The following is a 14,682-nucleotide window of genomic DNA, read 5'->3' on the forward strand; positions in this document are numbered from 1 at the left end:
CCAGCGAGCCGGCCGGCGCTCACACCACGATCTCGCGCGGCGCCGGATGTCCGAGGAACGCCGCCGGACTCGCCGTCGCGCCGTAAGCCCCGGCAAGAAAGATCACGATCACCTCACCCTCGTCGACCGACGCCAGCGCCACCCGATCGCCGAGCCGATCGAGCGGCGTGCACAGGCAGCCGACCACCGATACCTCGCTATCCGCCGCCGCCCCGATGCGCGCCGCAACCGCGAGCGGATAGTTGCGCCGCACCACCGTGCCGAAATTCCCGCTTGCCGCCAGTTGGTGGTGGAGCCCGCCGTCGACCACGACGAACGTCTCGCCCCGACTCTGCTTCACGTCGACGACCCGCGTCAGATACACGCCCGCTTCCGCGACCAGCCAGCGCCCTAGCTCAATTGCAAACCGGCTGTCGCGCAGCACCTCGCCGCGCGCCGCCAGCGCCTCGTCCAGCGCCGCCCCGACCGCCGCGACATCCAGCGCAACGTCGCCTGCGAAATAGGCTACTCCGAATCCGCCGCCGAGATTGACCAGCGGCGGGACCGCCCCCGCCTCCTCCGCCAGCCGCGCGGCGAGCGCCAGTGTCGCCGCCTGCGTTTCGATCACCGCCGCGGCGTCCAGCGCCTGCGAGCCCGCGAAGATGTGGAAACCGCGCCAGTCCGCTCCCGCCGCGATCAGCTCGCTCACCACTGAAGCGGCGTGCTCGGCGTCGATTCCGAACGGCGAGGCACGCCCGCCCATCTTCATGCCCGACCCGCGCAATTCCAGATCGGGGTTCACCCGCACCGCCAGCCGCGGCACGATCCCCAGCCGCTCGCCCGCCGCCAGCGCGCGCCGCGCCTCGCCCGCCGATTCGAGGTTGATCGTCGCCTCCGCTGCGATCGCCGCCGCCAGTTCGTCGTCGCGCTTGCCCGGCCCCGCGAAGCTGATCGCCGCGCCCGGCTTCACCGCCAGCGCGCGCGTTAATTCTCCCGCCGAGGCGACGTCCAGCCCGTCGACCAGCGGCGCGATCCGCGCCAGCAACGCCGGCAAGGGATTGGCCTTGATCGCATAATGCAGGTCGATGCCCGCCGGCATCGCTGCGCGAAACCGCGCCACCTGCGCCGCGACCAGCGCCGCGTCGTAGACGAACAGCGGGGAGCCATGCGCCGCAACTAGCGCCGTCGCGTCCTGCCCGCCGATCGTCAGCACACCGGACTGCGCGGCAAAGGCCGGCGGAATTGGCCCGATCGGCTTCATGCACCCAATTCCTTCACCGAAGCCGCAATCGCCGCGCGATCCAGCTTGCCATTGGCGTTGCGCGGCAGTTCGGCGCGCCAGTCGATCCGCAGCGGTTGCATGTAAGCAGGCAGCTCGCGCTTCAGCCGCTCGCGCAACGTCGCCTCCGCCGCCGCATCGCCACGCGCGACCAGCACGATCGCCTGCCCAAGCCGCGCGTCCGCCACGCCGACCGCCACCGCCTCGGCGGTTTCCGCACCGGCGGTCACGGCTTCCTCGATCTCCTGCGGGCTGATGCGATGGCCGGCGCTCTTGATCATCTCGTCGTCGCGCCCGACGAACCGCAACAGCCCGTCGGCATCCGCCACGACGGTGTCGCCCGACCAAACCGCTGTCCCGCCATAATGCGACCCCGCCGGCGCCTGCCGGAAGCGCAGCGCGGTCCGCTCGGCATCACGCCAATAGCCGTGCGCGACCAGCGGCCCGGCATGGACCAACTCGCCCGGCTCCCCCGCCGCCGCGAGCATCCCGTCAGCCCGCACCACCAGCACCTCCGCAAACGGCACCGCGCGCCCGATCGAATCGGGATGCGCATCGACCAACGCGGGATCGAGATATGTCGAGCGAAACGCCTCGGTCAGCCCGTACATGGGAAACAGTCGCGCCGCCGGGAACCGCGCCCGCAGCGCTCGCACCATCGTCGGCGTTAGCGCCCCACCCGAATTGGTCAGCCGCCGCAACTGCCCCGCGACATCGTCGGGCCACTCGCTTTCCAGAAGCTGCGTCCACAGCGGCGGCACCCCCGCCAGCGTCGTGGCGCCGACCCGCGCGACCGCCTTTACGACATCGCGCGGCGTCAGATAATCGAGCGGCGCGACGCACGCTCCCGCCGCCCATGTCGAGAGCAACTGGTTCTGCCCATAATCGAACCCCAGCGGCAGCACCGAGAGAACACGATCGTCGGGCATGATCGCCAGATAGTGCGCCACCCCTATCGCCCCCAGCCACAGATTGGCGTGGCTGAGCATCACCCCCTTCGGCCGCCCGGTCGAGCCGGAGGTATAGAGCAGCGCCACCAAGGCATCAGGATCGGCGTCCGAGCGCGGCAAGGCATCCCCCGCCCCCGCCTCGGTCGCGACCCGGCAAGCGTCCGGCACGTCACCCGCCTCCAGCGTCACTGCGCGCGCATCCTGAGTCAGCAGCAGCGCCGCGCCGCTGTCGGCCAGGATATGCGCGACCTGCGCGCGCCGCAGCACCGGATTGACCGGCACATGCACCAGCCCGGCGCGCGCCGCTGCCAGTGGCATCCAGCACGCCACCCGCGTCTTCGGCAGCCACGTCGCGACGCGCGCGCCGGCTGGAAGCCCCAGCGTCGCCAGCCATCCCGCCAGCCGCGCCACCGCATCCTCGGCGGCGGCATATTCGACCATCCCCGCCCGATCGATCAGCGCGGGCGCGTGCGGCTCGCCGAGCAGCACATGGTCGATCGGGCGCGGCAGAACATCCATGGTTCGGCATCTAGGCTCAGGCGTTGCGGAATCCACCCCTTGCGCCTAACGCGGCGCCGACTTGCCGCCGGACCGATGCGGCGAAGGTGGAGGTTGCGTGATTCCCGAAGGCACGAGCGAAATCGAGATGACCGTGCGCGCGGTGCTGGTCGACGTGCTGGCGCTGGCCCCGGAACGCGTCGCCGCCTTCCACGCCGCCACGCCGCTGTTCGGCGCGCTGCCCGAACTCGATTCGATGGCGGTGGCAGGCGTGCTTACCGAGCTTGAGGACCGGCTCGGCATCGTCATCGAGGATGACGAGGTCGACGGCGAAATGCTCGAGACATTCGGCGCGCTGGTGACCTTCGTGGCGGGCAAGGCGCTGGTCTAAAATCAAAAGCTGTCATCCCCGCGAAGGCGGGGATCCAGAATCTCTGACGTTCGCAGCCCTTTCAAAGACCTGCGCATCTGGAGTCCCGCCGTCGCGGGAATGACGAAGACAGGAACACCTATCCTCCGTCGCCCCAGCCTAAGCCGAGGCAATTGCTTCAATTACTCCGCCGCTTCCTTGACCGCCTCGAACTCCGCCGCTGCAAGGAACCGCTCGGCGTCCAGCGCCGCCATGCACCCGGTCCCCGCCGCGGTTACTGCCTGGCGATACACCTTGTCCATCACGTCGCCGCACGCAAACACGCCCGGCACGCTGGTGCGGGTCGAGCCGGTCTCGACCGCGATATAGCCGTCCTCGTCGAGCGCGAGATGCCCGCGGAACAGCTCGGTCGCCGGGTGGTGGCCGATCGCCACGAACCCGCCCTCGACATCGATCCGCGAATGCTCGCCGCTGACGGTGTCCTCCAGCTCGAGCGCGACCAGCCCGGCAGTGCCGCCGCCATCGACGAACTCGCGAACTTCCTTGTTCCACAGCACCTTGATGCCCGGATGCGCGAACAGCCGCTCCTGCAGGATCCGCTCGGCGCGCAATGTGTCGCGGCGATGGATCAGCGTGACGTCATCGCTGTGATTGGTCAGGTAAAGCGCCTCCTCGACTGCGGTATTGCCGCCGCCGATCACCGCCACCTTCTTGCCGCGATAGAAGAAGCCGTCGCACGTCGCGCATGCGCTGACGCCCTTGCCCTTCATCGCGTCCTCGCTGTCAAGCCCCAGCCATTTGGCCTGCGCGCCGGTCGCGATCACCAGCACCTCGCCCTCGTACACGTCGCCGCCGTCGCCGATCAGCCGGAACGGGCGCGACGTCAGGTCGACCTCGACGATCGTGTCCCACATCAGCCGTGTGCCGACATGCTCGGCCTGCTGCTGCATCTGCTCCATCAGCCACGGCCCCTGGATCACCTCCTTAAAGCCGGGATAATTCTCCACGTCGGTGGTGGTGGTCAGCTGGCCGCCGGGCTGGATGCCCTGCACCACGATCGGCGCCATCCCGGCGCGCGCACCGTAGATCGCGGCGGACAGTCCGGCCGGGCCCGAGCCCAGGATCAACATGCGAGTCGAATGTGTCGTCATGCGCGCGATGTAGGATGGCGCGTCGCGCAAGGGAACCGCGCGCGTTGCACCCCGCGCCAAGTCCTGCTTTGGTCCCACGATGACCGACTTTACCGCCCTGCTCCAGCCCGATCGCGGCCAGCCCGCCCGCGACATCCACATCGTCCACCCCGACCATTTCGCCGACTGGCTGGCCGGGCAGCCGGTGCGCATCCGCACCGCCATCGCTGCCAACAAGGTCACCGGCCGCGCCGGCAACCGCGCGATCCTGCCCGGCGAGGCACCGGACGACTGGGCGATGCTGCTCGTCTGCGACGAAGCGCTCGACTCGCCGTGGCGGATCGCTTCGCTCGCCGACACGCTGCCCGAAGGCACGTACCGGCTGGCCGACGGCGGCGCGACCGGCGCGGCAGGCCTCGGCTGGCTGCTCGCGCAGCATCGCTTCACCCGTTACCGCAAGGTCGAACCCGCCGCGCTGCGTGTGCTGCTCACCCCCGATGTCGCGACGATCGAGGAAACCGTCCGCCTCGCCGCCGCCACTGCGCGCGTCCGCGATCTGGTCGACACCGGCGCCAGCGATCTCGGCCCGGCCGAGCTGGAGGCGGAAGCCGACACGCTCGCCGCGCAGCATGGCGCGACCGTCACCGTGACCCGCGGCGACGCGCTCGCCGCCGGCTATCCGATGATCCACGCGGTCGGTCAGGCGGCGAGCAAGGACCGTGCGCCGCGCCTGATCGAACTCGAATGGGGCGACCCCGCCGCGCCCCGCGTCGCGCTGGTCGGCAAGGGCGTTTGCTTCGATTCGGGCGGGCTGGACATCAAACCGTCGGTGGGCATGCGCCTCATGAAGAAGGATATGGGCGGCGCCGCGCACGCGCTCGCGCTCGCCGCGCTGATGATGCAAGCGCGGCTCAAGGTGCGGCTCCACCTGCTGATCCCCGCGGTGGAAAACGCCATCGCCGGCAACGCCTTCCGCCCCGGAGACGTGCTGACGACGCGCAAGGGGCTGACCGTCGAGAACACCAACACCGACGCCGAGGGCCGGCTGATCCTGGGCGACGCGCTGACCAAGGCGGTCGAGGGCGCGCCCGACCTGCTGATCGACTTCGCGACGCTGACCGGCGCGGCGCGCGTCGCGCTCGGCCCCGATCTGCCCGCCACCTTCGTGCAGGACGAAACGCTGGCGGCCGAGCTGCTCGCTGCGGGTACGGGGGTCCACGATCCGCTGTGGCGGCTGCCGTTGTGGGACGGCTACGACGATATGCTCAAGTCGGACGTGGCCGACCTGGTCAACGCCCCCGACGGCGGCTTCGCGGGCGCGATCACCGCGGCGCTGTTCCTCCGCCGCTTCGTGCCCGTTAGCGTGCCGTGGGCGCATCTCGACACGTTCGCGTGGCGACCGTCACCACGCCCGGGTCGTCCGAAGGGTGGAGAGGCCTACGGCCTGCGCGCGACATGGGCGCTGCTGAAAAAGCGCTACGGCTGACGAGTGGCCCCCAACCCCGTCACCCCTGCGCCGGCAGGGGCGACGGCACCTTATCCGGCTGCCAGCACCCTCAATCCGCCGCCTCGATAATCGGCACGAACTTCGCCGCCGACAAACTCGCCCCTCCGACCAGCGCGCCGTCGACATCCGCCACCGCCATGATCGCGCGCGCATTGTCGCCGGTCACCGACCCGCCATACAGGATCCGTACCCCGTCCGCGGCCTCGCCGATCAGCTGCCGCATCTTCGCGCGCGCGATCGCGTGGATCGCGGCGATCTCCTCCAGCGTCGGCGTCCGCCCGCTCCCGATCGCCCAGCGCGGCTCATAGGCCAGCGTCAGCCAGTCACCATGCGCCTTCTCCGGCAGCGACTTCTCGATCTGCGCCTGTACGACCCGCTCGGCGCGTCCGGCGTCGCGCTCCGCGCCCGTCTCGCCGCAACACAGGATCACCGACAAGCCCTGCCGCCGCGCCGCCGCCGCCTTCGCCCAGGCGTCCTGGCTGGTTTCGTTCTGATATTCGCGGCGCTCCGAATGGCCGACGATCGTGAACGTCGCCCCCGCCTCGCGCACCATCGCCGCCGAGATGCAGCCGGTGAACGCACCGCTGTCTGCCTCGTGGACGTCCTCCGCGCCGATCGCCAGCCCCGGCACGCGGGTCGCCGCGGGTGCGATCAACGTCGCCGGCACCGCCACCGCGACATCGACATCGGGGTGCGCCGCCGCCACCGCCGCCACCGCATCCAGCTCCGCCAGCAACGCCAGATCGCCGTTCATCTTCCAGTTGCCCGCCACCAGCTTGCGCCGCACCATCATTCTCCCAAGGCCGTGTTAAACCTGTTATACGACCGCGCGGCTTGATGCCAGCCGGACCTGTGCCTAAAGCGGCGAGCTTCACTCCTGTCCCGGTCTGCCTCTTCCATGCTCAGCTTCCTCCGCGGCATCATCCATTCGAAGGTCGGCATGATCGTCACCTTCGGCATCCTGATCGTGATCGCGCTGGCGTTCGCGGCCGGTGACGTCACCGGTCTGGCGAGCGGCGGGGGCATCCTCGGCCACCCGCTGGCGGCGGTCGACGGCGAAAAGGTCACCGCGGATGACATCCGTCGCCGCGCGCAGGACGAAATTCGCAGCGCGCGCCAGCAGCAGCCCGACCTCGATATGGCGACCTTCGTCCGCGCCGGCGGCGTGGAGAGCCTCATCACCCGGTCGCTGACCGGCCTCGCGCTGGAGACGTTCGGTGAGGAACAGGGGATGCGCGTCAGCCGCGCGCTGATCGGCAGCGAGCTGAAGGCGATCCCGGCCTTCGCGGGCGCGACGGGCCAGTTCGACCAGCAGGCGTACCTGCGCCTGATCGCACAGCGCGGCATGACCGACGCGCAGGTCCAGCGCGAGATCGCGCGCGAGACGATGGCGCAGTTCCTGATCGTGCCAACGGTCGGGGCCAGCCAGGTGCCGCAGCAGCTCGCGCTCCGCTACGCTTCGCTGCTGCTCGAGCGCCGCGCCGGTCAGGCCGCGCTGATCCCGGCCAGCGTGTCCGGCCCCGCGCCGACCGACGCCGAGGTGCAGGACTGGTACAAGCGCAACGTCGCGCGCTACACCACGCCCGAGCGCCGCGTGATACGCTACGCGCTCGTCACGCCGCAGCAGGTTGCGGCGCAGGCGGTGCCCAGCGACGCCGAGATCCAAAAGGCCTATGACGCCGACAAGGCGAAATACGCCCCCAAGCCGCTCCGCGACGTGACGCTGGCGACCGTCCTCGATCAGAAGGCGGCGCAGGCGCTCGCCGCAAAGGTCAAGGGCGGCACCCCGCTCGCCGCCGCCGCGCGCGCCGCCGGGCTGGAGGCGCGCACGATCACCGCGGTCGAGCAATCCGCGCTCGCTAGCCAGACCTCGCCATCGGTCGCCGCGGCGCTGTTCGCCGCCTCGCAGGGCAATGTCGTCGGTCCGGTGCGCGGTTCGATCGGCTTCGTCGTCGCGCGTGTCGAGAAGGTGACGCAGGATCCCGGCAAGACGCTGGCGCAGGCCCGCCCGGAGATCGTCGCCGCGCTCACCAAGCAGAAGGCGAACGACGCGATCGGCAAGATCCGCGACGCGGTCGAGGATGCGCTGGCCGACAACGCCAATATCGCCGAGGTCGCGCGAGACCAGAAGCTCACTGTCCTGGCCACCCCGGCGGTGCTGTCGAGCGGCATCAACCCCGATCAGCCGCAGGCGCAGCCCGACGCGACGCTTGCCCCGGTGATCGCCGCCGGCTTCGCCGCCGAGGACGGCGACACCCCGACGACGGTCGGCATCGGGCAGGACGGCGGCTTCGCGATCGCCGCGCTCGACCGCATCGTCCCCGCCACGCCGATCCCGCTCGCGCAGGCGCGCGCCAAGGTCGTCGCCGACCTCACCGCCGACCGCGCGCGCCGCGCCGCGCAGGCCGCCGCCAACGCGATCGTCGCGAAGGTCAACGCTGGCACCCCGCTCGCCGCCGCGGTCGCGCAGGCCGGCGTCAAGGCACCGGTCGAGCGCGTCGAGGCGACCCGCGCGCAGATCACCGCCAATCAGGGGCAGGTGAATCCGGTGCTGGCGATGATGTTCGGGATGAAGCAGGGCAGCGCCCGCGCGATCCAGGCCCCCGACGGCCGCGGCTGGCTGGTGCTGCGCGTCGAGCAGATCGTGCCGGGTGACGCCAGCAAACAGCCGGCGGCGATCCAGGCGACCCGCGCCGATCTCGGTCGCTCGATCGGTGGCGAATATGCGCAGCAGTTCGCCAATGCCGTCGCCGCCGCGCAGGGAGCCAAGCGCTATCCCGACGCCATCGCCACGCTGAAGAAGGACCTGCTCGGTGGCGACGCCAACCAGTGACGCCGCGGCGGCGCTCGCCGCCGGTCGCCCCGCGCTGGTCTGGCGGCGGCGGATCGCCGACACCGAGACGCCGGTCGCCGCCGCGCTCAAGCTGATTGAGCCCGGCCGCGGCGATTTCCTGCTCGAATCGGTTGAGGGCGGCGCGGTACGTGGTCGCCACTCGATGATCGGGCTCGCCCCCGACCTCGTGCTGCGCGCAAAGGGCAACACCGCTGAGATCAACCCGCGTTGGCTGGAGGATCGCGACGCCTTCGCGCCGTGCGCCGCGCCGACGCTGGCGGCGCTGCGCGACCTTGTCGCCTCGATCCGCATGGACCTGCCCCCCGAACTGCCGCGCGCGCTGGCGTGCCTCGTCGGCTATTTCGGCTATGAGACGATCGGGCTGGTCGAGAAACTGCCGCAGCCCGAACAGGATGCGCTCGGCCTGCCCGACTTGATGTTCGTGCGCCCTACGGTGATCCTGATGTTCGACCGGCTCGCCGACGAGCTGTTCCTCGTCGCGCCGGTCTGGCCCGACGAATCGCAAGCACCCGACGAGCAGATCGCCGCCGCCGAGGAACGCCTCGATGCGGTCGAAGCACGCCTCGCCGCCGCCGCGCTGCCGCCACGCGCGCGCGCCGACGCGACCGAGATCGCGCTCGCTCCGGTGCTCGCGCCGGGCCGCTACGCCGAGATGGTGGCGCGCGCGCAGGATTATATCGCGGCCGGCGACATCTTTCAGGTCGTGCTCGCGCAGCGCTTCACCGCGCCCTTCCCGCTTCCGGCGTTCGAGCTGTACCGAGCACTGCGCCGCATCAACCCGTCGCCGTTCCTCTATCATCTCGACCTGCCCGGCTTCGCGCTGACGGGATCGAGCCCCGAAATCCTCGTCCGCGCGCGCGATGGCGAGGTGACGATCCGCCCGATCGCCGGCACCCGCCCGCGCGGGAAGACCGCGCTGGAGGACGCCGCCAATCGCGACAGCCTGCTCGCCGATCCCAAGGAGCGCGCCGAGCATCTGATGTTGCTCGACCTCGGCCGCAACGACGTCGGACGCGTCGCCTCACCGGGGACGGTGCAGGTCACCGACAGCTACGGCATCGAATTCTACAGCCACGTCATGCACATCGTTTCGAACGTCGTCGGCCGGCTCGCCCCCGAGCACGACGCGATCGACGCGCTGTTCGCTGGCTTTCCCGCCGGCACGGTCAGCGGCGCACCCAAGGTCCGCGCCTGCCAGATCATCGCCGAACTCGAATTAGAAAAACGCGGCGCCTACGCGGGCGGTGTCGGCTATTTCTCGCCCGACGGGTCGATGGATTCGTGCATCGTGCTACGCACCGCGGTGGTCAAGGACGGCACGATCCACGTCCAGTCCGGCGCGGGCATCGTCGCCGACAGCGACCCGGCCTATGAGCAGCGCGAATGCGAGGCCAAAGCCGGCGCGCTCCTCGCCGCCGCGCGGGAGGCGGTGCGGCAGGCGTCAGCGCCTGGCTTCGGTCAGTAGGGCGCCTTTTACGTCAAGATCGGCCCGAATTCCTCACCGCCCGCCGGGGATCATCGAATCGTTCTTCTCCGCCGCGCGGCGCTCGGCGGCCCAGGCGCGGTTCATCATCAGCGCGCAGCCGGTCTGTCCGCCCGACCCGACCGGCGAACACGTGTCCGGCAGCCCGCCCGCCACGCGACTCACCTGATCGGCGGTCGCGACGCGGTTGGTCCACGCCTGATTCTTCGCCGCCGGCTCCGCACTGTCACGCAGCGGCTTCGGAATGCGATATTGCTCGTCGGGGTTCAGGCGGCTGCACACCACCACTTCGTCGCCCTGCGCCACCGGGCATTTCTCTTCGCCCTCCAGCGTCACGCTGCGCACACGTTGCGGCGCGCGCCCGGTGTCTCCCGCGGACTGGACCTGCGCCACGGCCCCGGTCGGCAGCACCAGCATGGCCGCACTCAGCACGGCGATCATCGGACGGCGCATCGTTATTCTCCTCAGTCCCGCGAACGCGCAGGGCGGCGCTTTTCTCCGCTCCGCGCTTTGCCCCGCCATGACGAATCTTTGCGCGGTTGCAATATTCCTGTCGTGCCCGACGTCGCTCGGCGGTTGCGGTCGGCGGCGCATCGGCTATGGCGGACCGCATGATCCTGGTGATCGACAACTATGACAGCTTTACGTGGAACCTGGTCCATTACGTCATGGAACTGGGCGCAGAGGTTCGCGTGGTCCGCAACGATGCGCTCACCGCCGCCGAGGCATTGGCGAGCGACGCGCAGGCGATCCTGATCTCGCCCGGCCCGTGCACGCCCAACGAGGCAGGCATCAGCCTTGACCTCGTCGCCGCCTGTGCCGAGGCGCGCCGGCCCTTGTTCGGCGTCTGCCTCGGCCATCAGGCGATCGGCCAGCATTTCGGCGGCAAGGTCGTGCGCGGCGGGCTGATGCACGGCAAGACCTGCCCGGTCGAACATGACGGCACCGGCGTCTTCGCCGGGCTTCCATCGCCGTTCACCGCGACGCGCTACCATTCGCTGATCGTCACCGACGTGCCCGACGGCCTCGTCGTCAACGGCACCGCAGCGGACGCGTCAGTGATGGGGCTGCGTCATCGCGAACTGCCGATCCACGGCGTGCAATTCCACCCGGAGAGCATCGCGACCGAGCACGGCCACGAGCTGATCGCCAATTTCCTGCGACTCGCGGGCGTCAACCATGCGGGGCGGATCGCCGCGTGACGAGCGTCGCGTTGCTGCCCGACCCTTCGTCGCCGCTCGCGCGCGAGTCGGCGGCGCAGGCGTTCGCCGACATCCTCGACGCGCGCACCAGCGAGGAAGCGGTCGCCGACTTCCTGATCCGCCTTGCGGAACGCGGCGAAACCAGCATCGAGATCGCCGAGGCCGCGCGCGCGCTGCGCCAGCGGCTGATCCCGATCGCCGCCCCCGCCGATGCGATCGACGTCTGCGGCACCGGCGGCGACGGCCAGCATACGCTCAACGTCTCGACCGCGGTCAGCCTCGTCGTCGCGGCGTGCGGCGTGCCTGTCGCCAAGCACGGGAACCGCGCCGCCTCGTCAAAGGCGGGCGCGGCCGACACGCTCGAGATGCTCGGGCTCGACATGGAGCGCGCCGGGGCACAGGCCGAGGCGACGCTGCGTGACCTCGGCATCTGCTTCCTGTTCGCCGCCAATCATCACCCGGCGATGCGCCGCATCACCCCGATCCGCCGCCGGATCGGGCGGCGGACGATCTTCAACCTGATGGGACCGTTGGCCAATCCCGCGCATGTCACCCGCCAGCTGATCGGCATCGCGCGCCCCGATTACGCCCCGATCTATGCCGAGGCGCTCGCGCAGCTTGGCAGCGACGCCGCCGCGGTGGTCGCGGGCGAGGAAGGGCTCGACGAAATCTCCGGTGCCGGCCCGACGCGCGTCGTCACGGTCGGCAACGTGCCGCTACCGGCGCGGATCGTTCCCGAAGACGCCGGGGTCGCGCGCCATCCGACGATCGCAATCCGCGGCGGCGATCCGGCCTATAATGCCGCCGCGCTCCGCCGCCTGCTCACCGGTGAGCATGGCGCGTATCGCGACGCCGTGCTGCTTAACGCCGCCGCCGCGCTGGTGCTCGCCGGTCGCCAGACCGACCTGCCCGCCGCCGCGGCGCAGGCAGCGGAGGCGATCGACGCCGGGCACGCCAACACGCTCCTCGATCGCTGGATCGCCTGGTCATGACCATCCTCGCCGACATTTGCGCGACCAAGCGCAGCGAGGTCGCCGCGCGCAAGGCCACGACCTCGCTCGCCGACCTGACCGCGCGCGCCGCCGCGCAGAGCGTCCCACGTGGCTTCCGCGCCGCGCTCGACGCGACCGTCGCCGCCGGCCGCCACGCGCTGATCGCCGAAATCAAGAAGGCCAGCCCGTCCAAGGGGCTGATCCGCGCCGACTTCGACCCGCCCGCGCACGCGCGCGCTTATGCCGGAGGCGGGGCGACCTGCCTCTCCGTGCTCACCGACGCGCCCTATTTTCAAGGCCATGAGGACTATCTGATCGCGGCGCGCGCGGCCTGCGACCTCCCCGTGCTCCGCAAGGATTTCACCGTCGACCCGTGGCAGGTCGTCGAGGCGCGCAGCATCGGTGCCGACGCGATCCTGCTGATCGCCGCCGCGATCGATGACGCGTGCATGGCCGAATGCGAGGCGGCCGCGATCGAACAGGGGCTCGACGTGCTGGTCGAGGTCCACGACGCCGAGGAGATGGAACGCGCCGCGCGGCTCAAGACGCGCCTGATCGGCGTCAACAACCGCGACCTGCGCACCTTCGCGGTCGACTTTCGCCTCACCTACGATCTGATCGCGCACGCCCCCGCCGGCTGCACCTTCGTCGCCGAAAGCGGGCTGACCAGTCGCGCCGACATCGACGAACTCGCCGCGCACGACGTGCATTGCTTCCTCATCGGCGAGGCGCTGATGCGCCACGCTGATGTCGCCGCCGCCACGCGCGCAATGGTCGGCTAGGTGACGACGCTTACCCATCTCGACGCCGACGGCGCGGCGCACATGGTCGATGTCGGCGACAAGGCCGTCACCCGCCGCGAGGCGGTCGCGACCGGCACGATCACGATGTCCGACGCGGCGCTGACCGCGATTCGCGACGGCGCGGTCAAGAAAGGCGACGTCCTTGCGGTCGCCCGCGTCGCCGGCATCATGGCCGCGAAGCGCACCAGCGACCTGATCCCGCTATGCCACCCGCTCCCGATCACGCGCGTATCGCTCGATCTTGAACCGGTCACAGAGGGCATCACCGCCACCGCGACCGTCGCGACTGACGGCAAGACCGGGGTCGAGATGGAGGCGCTGACCGCCGTCTCCACCGCGCTGCTGACCGTCTACGACATGGCAAAGGCGATCGATAAGGCGATGACGATCAAACACATTCGCCTGCTCGAAAAGCGCGGCGGCCGCTCCGGCGACTGGCGCGCGCCGTGACCTTGCTTCCGGTCGCCGAGGCGCAGGCGCGCGTCCTCGCGCTTGGCCGCCCGGTCGAAACGGTGGAGGTGCCGCTCGATGAGGCGCTTGGCCGCTGGGCCACCGCCCCCGTCATTGCCCGTCGTACCCAGCCATCGAGCGATCTATCGGCCATGGACGGCTACGCTCTGCGCTTCGCCGACCTCCCCGGCCCGTTCCGCGTGATCGGCGAAAGCGCTGCGGGTTCGCCCTTTGCCAGCACGGTCGGCGCTGGCGAGGCGGTGCGCATCTTCACCGGCGCAGCGATGCCGTCTGGCGCAGACACCGTGCTCGTTCAGGAGGAAGCGGCCCGCGATGGCGAGACGCTCACGCTCGATGGCGAAGGCCCCGCGCATGTCGGCCGCAACGTCCGCCGCCGGGGTCTCGATTTCACTGAACGCGACACACTCGTCGAGCCAGGCCAGCGCCTTACCCCCGCCCGGCTCGCGGTCGCCGCGACCGGCGGAGTCGCGCGGATCGCGGTCGCGCGCCCGGTCCGCGTCGCGCTCGCCGCGACCGGCGACGAACTGGTCGAACCCGGCACCTCCGGCGACGCGCTCCCCGAATCAAACCGCCTGCTGCTGCGCGCCTTGCTCGCGGGCACCGGCGTCGAGATCGTCGACCTCGGCATCCTCCCCGACCGGCTCGACCGGCTGACCGAGGCCTTCGCCACTGTCAACGCCGATGTTCTCGTCACCACCGGCGGCGCCTCGGTCGGCGACCACGATCTTGTCCGCCCGGCGCTGCTCGCGGCGGGCACGACGCTCGATTTCTGGCGAATTGCGCTGCGCCCGGGCAAGCCGATGCTCGCCGGGCGACGCAGCGACATGGCGGTGGTCGGGCTGCCCGGCAATCCGGTGTCGGCGTTCGTCACCGCCTTGCTGTTCGTCCGCCCGCTCGTCGCGCATCTCAGCGGCGCGAAGGACCCATTCCCATCGGTTTCCCGCGCCTTGCTCGGCGAGGACCTCCCCGCCAACAACGAGCGGACCGATTATCTGCGCGCCGAATTGCGCGACGGTCGCGCCTATGCCTCGACCATCCAGGACAGCTCGATGCTGCGCACGCTGGCGCGCTCGACCTGCCTGATCGTGCGCGATCCACACGCCCCCGCGGCCCGCGCCGGCGACTCGGCGGAAATCCTGATGATCGCTTGACGGACAGCGCTAT

At 70.5% G+C, this 14,682-nt stretch carries 14 protein-coding genes; 9 read left to right on the top strand and 5 right to left on the bottom strand.

Going from position 1 to position 14,682, the window contains the following annotated elements; all coding sequences use genetic code 11:
- Positions 1 to 19: 19 nt before the first annotated feature.
- Together ACI2JO_RS01775 and ACI2JO_RS01780 are read right to left on the bottom strand one after the other, a co-directional pair.
- On the bottom strand, positions 20 to 1,240 hold the full coding sequence (locus ACI2JO_RS01775) for a pyridoxal-dependent decarboxylase, exosortase A system-associated (RefSeq protein ID WP_404719038.1): 1,221 nt from the start codon (positions 1,238 to 1,240) through the stop codon (positions 20 to 22).
- A complete protein-coding gene (locus tag ACI2JO_RS01780; RefSeq protein ID WP_404719039.1) occupies positions 1,237 to 2,727 on the bottom strand; it encodes an acyl-CoA ligase (AMP-forming), exosortase A system-associated in 1,491 nt (496 codons plus the stop codon). The genes ACI2JO_RS01775 and ACI2JO_RS01780 overlap by 4 nt, the downstream gene beginning before the upstream one ends.
- 127 nt (positions 2,728 to 2,854) lie before the next feature.
- Between ACI2JO_RS01780 and ACI2JO_RS01785 the strand changes: the two genes are divergently transcribed.
- A complete protein-coding gene (locus tag ACI2JO_RS01785; RefSeq protein WP_404719040.1) occupies positions 2,855 to 3,097 on the top strand; it encodes an acyl carrier protein in 243 nt (80 codons plus the stop codon).
- Between the two features lie 161 nt (positions 3,098 to 3,258).
- On the opposite strand, the gene trxB is transcribed toward ACI2JO_RS01785, so the two are convergent.
- A complete protein-coding gene (gene trxB / locus ACI2JO_RS01790; RefSeq protein ID WP_404719041.1) occupies positions 3,259 to 4,206 on the bottom strand; it encodes a thioredoxin-disulfide reductase in 948 nt (315 codons plus the stop codon).
- Between the two features lie 100 nt (positions 4,207 to 4,306).
- Between trxB and ACI2JO_RS01795 the strand changes: the two genes are divergently transcribed.
- A complete protein-coding gene (locus ACI2JO_RS01795; RefSeq protein ID WP_404719042.1) occupies positions 4,307 to 5,692 on the top strand; it encodes a leucyl aminopeptidase family protein in 1,386 nt (461 codons plus the stop codon).
- Positions 5,693 to 5,762: 70 nt separating this feature from the next.
- Here ACI2JO_RS01795 and tpiA read toward each other — a convergent pair whose 3' ends face one another.
- On the bottom strand, positions 5,763 to 6,503 hold the full coding sequence (tpiA, locus tag ACI2JO_RS01800; protein WP_404720307.1) for a triose-phosphate isomerase: 741 nt from the start codon (positions 6,501 to 6,503) through the stop codon (positions 5,763 to 5,765).
- A 108-nt stretch (positions 6,504 to 6,611) separates the two neighbouring features.
- Between tpiA and ACI2JO_RS01805 the strand changes: the two genes are divergently transcribed.
- Positions 6,612 to 8,546: a peptidyl-prolyl cis-trans isomerase gene (locus tag ACI2JO_RS01805; protein ID WP_404719043.1), complete on the top strand. Its 1,935-nt coding sequence runs from the start codon at positions 6,612 to 6,614 to the stop codon at positions 8,544 to 8,546.
- Positions 8,527 to 10,032 (top strand): anthranilate synthase component I family protein, encoded by a 1,506-nt coding sequence (locus ACI2JO_RS01810; protein WP_404719044.1) that lies wholly within the window; start codon positions 8,527 to 8,529, stop codon positions 10,030 to 10,032. The genes ACI2JO_RS01805 and ACI2JO_RS01810 overlap by 20 nt, the downstream gene beginning before the upstream one ends.
- A 33-nt stretch (positions 10,033 to 10,065) precedes the next feature.
- On the opposite strand, the gene ACI2JO_RS01815 is transcribed toward ACI2JO_RS01810, so the two are convergent.
- Complete coding sequence (locus tag ACI2JO_RS01815; protein ID WP_404719045.1) at positions 10,066 to 10,503, bottom strand: hypothetical protein; 438 nt, start codon at positions 10,501 to 10,503, stop codon at positions 10,066 to 10,068.
- A 158-nt stretch (positions 10,504 to 10,661) separates the two neighbouring features.
- Here ACI2JO_RS01815 and ACI2JO_RS01820 point away from each other — a divergent pair, with 158 nt between their 5' ends.
- The 5 genes from ACI2JO_RS01820 to ACI2JO_RS01840 are packed head-to-tail and all read left to right on the top strand — an operon-like array spanning position 10,662 to position 14,669.
- A complete protein-coding gene (locus ACI2JO_RS01820) occupies positions 10,662 to 11,252 on the top strand; it encodes an anthranilate synthase component II (protein WP_404719046.1) in 591 nt (196 codons plus the stop codon).
- A complete protein-coding gene (gene trpD / locus ACI2JO_RS01825; RefSeq protein ID WP_404719047.1) occupies positions 11,249 to 12,244 on the top strand; it encodes an anthranilate phosphoribosyltransferase in 996 nt (331 codons plus the stop codon). Before ACI2JO_RS01820 ends, trpD begins: the two co-directional genes overlap by 4 nt.
- Complete coding sequence (trpC, locus tag ACI2JO_RS01830) at positions 12,241 to 13,026, top strand: indole-3-glycerol phosphate synthase TrpC (RefSeq protein ID WP_404719048.1); 786 nt, start codon at positions 12,241 to 12,243, stop codon at positions 13,024 to 13,026. Before trpD ends, trpC begins: the two co-directional genes overlap by 4 nt.
- Positions 13,027 to 13,497, top strand: coding sequence for a cyclic pyranopterin monophosphate synthase MoaC (gene moaC, locus ACI2JO_RS01835; RefSeq protein ID WP_404719049.1), 471 nt, complete (start codon positions 13,027 to 13,029; stop codon positions 13,495 to 13,497). It abuts the gene before it with no gap.
- Positions 13,494 to 14,669, top strand: coding sequence for a molybdopterin molybdotransferase MoeA (locus tag ACI2JO_RS01840; RefSeq protein ID WP_404719050.1), 1,176 nt, complete (start codon positions 13,494 to 13,496; stop codon positions 14,667 to 14,669). Before moaC ends, ACI2JO_RS01840 begins: the two co-directional genes overlap by 4 nt.
- The last annotated feature ends 13 nt before the right edge of the window (positions 14,670 to 14,682 follow it).

Origin of the sequence: Sphingomonas sp. NPDC079357, from assembly GCF_044901155.1 — a bacterium.
Taxonomy (GTDB): Bacteria; Pseudomonadota; Alphaproteobacteria; order Sphingomonadales; family Sphingomonadaceae; genus Sphingomonas.